Source organism: Saccharopolyspora sp. (genome assembly GCF_017434145.1).
Taxonomy (GTDB): Bacteria; Actinomycetota; Actinomycetes; order Mycobacteriales; family Pseudonocardiaceae; genus Saccharopolyspora_C; species Saccharopolyspora_C galaxeae.
This window is the reverse complement of record NZ_JAFRFW010000056.1, coordinates 1-5710: the sequence shown is the minus strand read 5'-3', so window position 1 is coordinate 5710 and position 5710 is coordinate 1. Positions and strand designations below refer to the sequence as shown.

Below are 5710 nucleotides of genomic sequence, written 5' to 3'. Positions count from 1 at the left end.
GGCGCCGAGCAGCAGCGCGCTGGTCACCAGCCCTTCCATGAACGGGCTGAGCCCGAAGTGCGGTGTCATGAACAGCAACGCCCCGGAGATCACTCCGGTGTCGTAGCCGAACAGCGCCCCGCCCAGCGCGGAGATCACCGCGACCGACAGCACGAACCGCTTCGCCTTGCGCACCGCGGCGCGCCGCTGCGCGGCTTCGCCGGGGTCTTCCTCGTTCGAGAGGGCCTTCGCCACCATTGGCGCCTCACCAGTGCTTGCGGATGAATTCGGACGTCTTCTCGAGCATGTGCTCCGACGAGTCCCTGGCGCGATGCTCGTTGCCGAACACCGCGGCGGTCATCGTCCCGTCGAAGCCGATCTCCCGGAGCGAGCCGAACAACTCGTCCCAGTCCACGTCGCCTTCGCCGATGTCGAGGTGCTGGTGCACCCGCGCGGTCGAGTCCGGCGGGTTGACGATGTAGCGCAGCCCGGACGACGCGGTGTGATCGAAGCTGTCCGCCAGGTGCACGTGGGTGAGCAGCTCACCGGCGCGGCGCATGATCCCCGGCGCGTCGCCGCCCATGTGGAAGGTGTGCGGCGCGCAGTACAGGAACCTGGCGTTCGGCGAGTTCAGCCCGCGGATCATGTCCACGGCCACGTGCCCGTCCTCGACGAAGTCGTCCGGGTGCGGTTCGAGCGTGATGGTGATGCCTTCCCGCTCGAAGATCGGCAGCAGTTCCGCCATGGACTTGAAGAACTTGCCCTCGCTGCGGCTGGACTGCTCCGGCCTGCCGTTGAACTCGGAGACCATCACTTCGACCCCGAGCAGCGAGGTGATCTCGATGGCGCGCTTCCAGTAGCGCACCGCGGCTTCCCGCTCCTCCTCGTCCGGGCCGGACCAGCGGTAGAGCGGGAGCACGGAGGCGATCCCCACGCCCGCGGCGTCGAGTTCGCGGCGGAACTTCCGCAGCATGTCGTCGTCGATGCGCGGATGCCGGAAGAACGGCAGCACGTCCTCGCGCGGCGACAGCTCGATCCACTCGTAGCCGAGCCCGGCCACCAGCTTCGGCAGTTCCAGCAGCGGCGTGTGCCGGAACATCGTCGGATCCAGAGCGATCTTCACGGTTCTCCTTCAGCGCCGTCTCGTCGTGCGCATCGCACTTCGGTCCACAAAGGACAGCACTAGTCGTAGATGCCGGGGCGTGCCGCGAGCGAGATTTCCGCTCGCTGCCCCGTTTCCTGCGCTTGCACTCCGGCTTCGCAAGCCGCCGCGGCGGCGTAGCCGTCCCACGCCGACGCGCCGTCGATGCCGCCTTCCCGGGCGGCGTGCGCCCAGCGCTGGAACTCCGCGTCGAACGCGGCCCGGAACCGCGGCCGGAAGTCGGCGGTGACCTGCCCGCCCCAGCGGCCCGCGGTGTGCGTGCGCATCCCGGTGTCGCCGCCGACGGTGGCGGTGCCGTGCTCGCACACCGCTTCGCACCGAACCTGGTAACCGAACCGGCAATGCACGAAGATCTCCACGTCGACCAGCACGCCGCGCGCGGTTTCGATCGTGACGATCTGCGGGATTCCGGCGTCATCGCTGCGGACCAGGCCCTGCTGACGCACCGACACGGCGGTGAGCTCGTCGCCGAGCAGCCACCGCGTGGTGTCGAACTCGTGCACCACCGAGTCGTTGATCAGCATGTTGGTGGTGAACCCGGGCGGGTGCGCGGCGTTGCGGTGCGCGCAGTGCAGCAGCAGCGGCTCGCCCAGTTCGGAGTCGTCCAGAAGTGCTTTCAGGTCAAGGAATTCCGGGTCGAAGCGGCGCATGAACCCGACCTGCACGAGCTTGCGCCCGCGGTCGGCTTCGGCCTGCACGACCCGCAGCGAGGACTTCGAGTCCGGGGTGAGCGGTTTTTCGCACAGCACTGGGATTCCGCGTTCGACGGCCGCCAGCAGCAGCGGCTCGTGCACCGGCCCGGGCGATGCGATCACCACCGCGTCCACATCGGACGCCCCGATCACTCCGATGGGGTCGGTTTCGGCGCGAGCGCCGGGAATTCCCTCGACGGCAGCGCGCGCCCGGTCGGCATCCGGGTCGCCGACGGCGACCAGCCGGGCGCCGCTGACCCGCTCGTGGATGCGCCGCGCGTGATCGGAACCCATCATGCCGGCGCCGATCAGGCCGACCCGCAGGTCTTGGTCGCTCATGGTTCCTCCGAGATCTCGGGTCTGCTTTGTAAGCGGCGAAGCCGCTTGCGGCGCAGGACTCAACCGGCACCGCCGCGGGTTCTCAGGCGCCTTCTGGCGAGGACAGCGGCCCGGACCTATGAAGACGCCGCGTAGGGCGCTACGTCAGGATGAGATCCCGCAGCCAGAAGGCGTCTGAGGTTCCGCTGGGTGACCCACTACGAAAACCATCCTCAAACACTCCTAGCGCCGACCGGCGCCGCAGCGGGTCAGGTAGTCGCGGGTGCGCCGGGCGATCGGCTCGGGAACGTCCGGGGAGCACGGGTAGAGGTCCTGCTCGACGATCGCGAACAGGTCCGCGTCCAGGTCCCGGGTGGCGTTGATGATCGGCTTCAGCTCCGGCACCCCGTTCGGCGGTTCGCACATCACGCCGCGCCGCACCGCGGGCCCGAACGGCAGGTCCTCCTGCTGCACACCGGCCAGCACCCGCGGGTCGACCTGCTTGAGGTGCAGGTAGCCGATGCGATCCGGGTACTTCGCGATCAGCTCCAGGTTGTCCCCGCCGCAGTCGGAGATGTGCCCGGTGTCCAGGCACAGCGTCACGAACTGCGGATCGGTCATCTCCAGGAAGCGTTCGACGTGCGGCTGGGTGTCGACGTGGCTGTCGGCGTGCGGGTGGAATTGCAGGCGCACGCCGTATTCCTCGTGCAGCGCTTTGGCGAGGCGGTCGATCCCCTTGCCGAGGTCGCGCCAGGACCCGTCACCGAGTTCGCGGTCCTGCACCTGCTCGCCGGTGCCCTGGTCGCGCCACATCTCCGGGATCACCACGACGTGCTCCGCGCCCAGCGCGGTGGTCAGCTCGGCGACCTGCCGGACGTGCTCCCAGGTCTCCTGCCAGACCTCGTCGCCGCGGTGCATCGCGGCGAAGCAGGTTCCGGCCGAGAGCGTCAGCCCGCGGCGGGCGAGTTCGTCGCGCAGCTGGTTCGGATCGGTGGGCAGGTAGCCGTACGGGCCGAGTTCGATCCACTCGTAACCGGCGCCGGAGACTTCGTCGAGGAAGCGCCGCCACGGTGGCTGCTGGTCGTCCTGCGGGAACCAGACGCCCCAGGAGTCCGGTGCCGAGCCGACCCGCAGGGGGCCGGCTCGCAGGGACTCTGCTCGCGATGGTCCGGCCGCGTTGCCGTTGCTCATCGAAGTCGTCTCCTTCTGTGCGCCGAGGGGCGGGGAGGGTCGTCCGGTCCGAGCGGCCGCGCGGTGCGGTGTTGTGACGCCGGTCTCCGCGCTTTCGGTAGCCGGTAGTTTTCACCGCGGCAATGCCGGTGTCAATACTTGGTCCTGACATACTTACGTACTGAGGATTGCCGTGCCGAAGGTCCGCCGGCCCGCGGCGGGTGGACAGCCTCCAGCGGCGCCGCAGCGCTGAACGCGGCGCGGAGTCCGAATTCGGGCGTCAGAGGTTGTCGCCGCGCAAGGACAGATCGAACGAGTAGCGCGATGCGCGGTAGACGTGCGAGCCGTACTCCACCACTCGCCCGGCCTGGTCGTAGGTGGTGCGCTCCATCGTCAGCAGGGCCGCGCCGACCGGCTCGTCCAGCAGCTCGGAGTCGTCTTCGGTAGCGACCCGCGCGCCGATCGTCTGGTCCGCGGCGTGCAGCCGCACGCCCGCGCCGCGCAACAGCTGGTAAAGCCCGCGTTCGGCGAGCTCGTCGGTGCTCGGGCTGATCAGGTCGGCGGGCAGGTGGTTGTGCATCCGCGCGATCGGCTCACCGCCCGCGAAGCGCACTCGTTCGAGCCGCAGCACCTCGTCGGTGCGGTTCAGGCCGAGCGTGGCGGCGAGTTCGCCGGGCACCTGCTCGACGGCGTTGACCAGCACACGCGTTCCGGGGCTGCGGTCGATCTCGGTGAGGTCGTCGAACAGGCTGCTCAGCTGCAGCGAGCGCTTGACCTTGTTGAACACCACCTGGGTGCCCGCGCCGCGCTTGCGCACCACCAGCCCCTTGTCGACCAGCGAGCCGATCGCCTGGCGCACGGTCGGCCGGGACAGCCCGAGGGTGGCGGCCAGCTCGACCTCGTTGTCCAGCCGCGCGCCCACCGGCAGCTCGCCGGAGTCGATGGCGGCTTCGATCTGGCTGGCCACCTGGTAGTACAGCGGCACCGGGCTGGCGTGCTCCACGGTGATCCGGGCTGCCGGGTTCCAGCCGGAGCCGTCCTTGGGGGCCCGGCTCTTGCCGGCTGAGCCTTTGCCCGCGGGGCCTTTGCCTGCCGAGCCCTTGCCGGCGGGTCCCTTGCCGGTCGGGCGCTGCGTCGAGGTCACGCACGCCACGGTAACAAGACGTGCTTAAGTAAGTATGTCCGGACATTATATTGACAGTCGGCGAGCGGGCCGAGTAGACACGACTGCGCACCGCAGCGGCCTCCGGCCGCGCACCGCGACACCCCGCGCCAGGAGGGCAGCAGCCGATGCAGTTCGACTTGATCACGATGGGGCGCCTCGGCGTGGACGTGTACCCGCTGCAGACCGGCGTCTCGCTGGCGGAGGTCTCCTCGTTCGGCAAGTACCTCGGCGGCACCGCGGCCAACGTCGCGATCGCCGCGGCCCGGCTCGGCCGCAGCACGTCGCTGATCAGCCGCACCGGCGCGGACCCGTTCGGCGAATACCTGCACGCGCAGCTGCGCGAGTTCGGCGTGGACGACCGGTGGGTCACGGCCGTGCAGCGGTATCCGACCCCGGTGACGTTCTGCGAGCTGTTCCCGCCGGACGAGTTCCCGCTGTACTTCTACCGCTACCCGAAAGCGCCGGACCTGGAGATCCACACGGAGGAGCTGGATCTGGACGCCGTCGCGGCCGCGCGGATCTTCTGGATGACCGGGACCGGGCTGGCCGAAGAACCCAGCCGGTCGTCCACTTTGGACGCGCTGCGGCACAGGGCGAAGCGCGGCACCACCGTGTTCGACCTGGACTGGCGGCCGATGTTCTGGCCCGACCACGCCGAAGCGACGCGCTGGTACCGGGAAGCGCTGCAACACGTGACGGTCGCCGTCGGCAACGTCGACGAGTGCGAAACCGCCGTCGGCACCCGCGATCCGGACGCCGCCGCGGATGCGCTGCTGGCCGCGGGCGTGGAACTGGCCGTGGTCAAGCAGGGGCCGAAGGGCGTGCTCGCGCGCACCCGCGCCGAGGAAACCGTCGCGCCGCCGGTTCCGGTCGACGTCGTCAACGGGCTCGGTGCCGGCGACGCCTTCGGCGGCGCGCTGTGCCACGGGTTGCTCGGCGAATGGGACCTGGCGCCCACGATGCGGTTCGCCAACGCCGCGGGCGCGCTCGTCGCTTCCCGGCTGGCCTGTTCCTCGGCGATGCCGCACGAGCACGAGGTCGACGCCCTGCTGCCACCGGACTCCCCCGACTCCCCGAAAGCCCAGGCGCCGAGCGCCTGAGTCGAAAGCGAGCACCGCCCCATGCGGATCAGCGAACTCACGCGGGTGCGAGCCACCCGCCCGGAAGCGGTCCGGGAAGCCGCGCAGCGCCGCGCCCGGCGCCCGCTGCTCGGCGACACCGGCC

General features: G+C 70.1%; 5 protein-coding genes and 1 pseudogene. 1 reads left to right on the top strand and 5 read right to left on the bottom strand.

The window, feature by feature from the left end; translation table 11 throughout:
• From IJH84_RS01510 to IJH84_RS01490, 5 genes and pseudogenes are all read right to left on the bottom strand, one after another.
• Positions 1-237 (bottom strand): annotated as a pseudogene (locus IJH84_RS01510) (MFS transporter); the annotation flags it as partial.
• A 7-nt stretch (positions 238-244) separates the two neighbouring features.
• Positions 245-1102 carry a sugar phosphate isomerase/epimerase gene (locus IJH84_RS01505; protein ID WP_295139362.1) on the bottom strand — a complete coding sequence of 286 codons (858 nt, stop codon included), beginning with the start codon at positions 1100-1102 and terminating at the stop codon, positions 245-247.
• A 59-nt stretch (positions 1103-1161) separates the two neighbouring features.
• On the bottom strand, positions 1162-2172 hold the full coding sequence (locus IJH84_RS01500) for a Gfo/Idh/MocA family oxidoreductase (protein WP_295139359.1): 1011 nt from the start codon (positions 2170-2172) through the stop codon (positions 1162-1164).
• 222 nt (positions 2173-2394) lie between these two features.
• Positions 2395-3342 (bottom strand): sugar phosphate isomerase/epimerase, encoded by a 948-nt coding sequence (locus tag IJH84_RS01495; RefSeq protein WP_295139355.1) that lies wholly within the window; start codon positions 3340-3342, stop codon positions 2395-2397.
• A gap of 259 nt (positions 3343-3601) precedes the next feature.
• On the bottom strand, positions 3602-4324 hold the full coding sequence (locus IJH84_RS01490; RefSeq protein WP_295139365.1) for a GntR family transcriptional regulator: 723 nt from the start codon (positions 4322-4324) through the stop codon (positions 3602-3604).
• Positions 4325-4611: 287 nt separating this feature from the next.
• On the opposite strand from IJH84_RS01490, the gene iolC reads away from it, so the two are divergent.
• Positions 4612-5586, top strand: a complete 975-nt coding sequence (gene iolC / locus IJH84_RS01485) for a 5-dehydro-2-deoxygluconokinase (RefSeq protein ID WP_295139352.1) — start codon at positions 4612-4614, stop codon at positions 5584-5586.
• Positions 5587-5710 lie beyond the last annotated feature (124 nt).

Bases quoted from the DNA above. Each gene is read 5' to 3' on its own strand.
- IJH84_RS01500 (WP_295139359.1), bottom strand. From the start codon at position 2,172: ATGAGCGACCAAGACCTGCGGGTCGGCCTGATCGGCGCCGGCATGATG.
- IJH84_RS01495 (WP_295139355.1), bottom strand. From the start codon at position 3,342: ATGAGCAACGGCAACGCGGCCGGACCATCGCGAGCAGAGTCCCTGCGA.
- iolC (WP_295139352.1), top strand. From the start codon at position 4,612: ATGCAGTTCGACTTGATCACGATGGGGCGCCTCGGCGTGGACGTGTAC.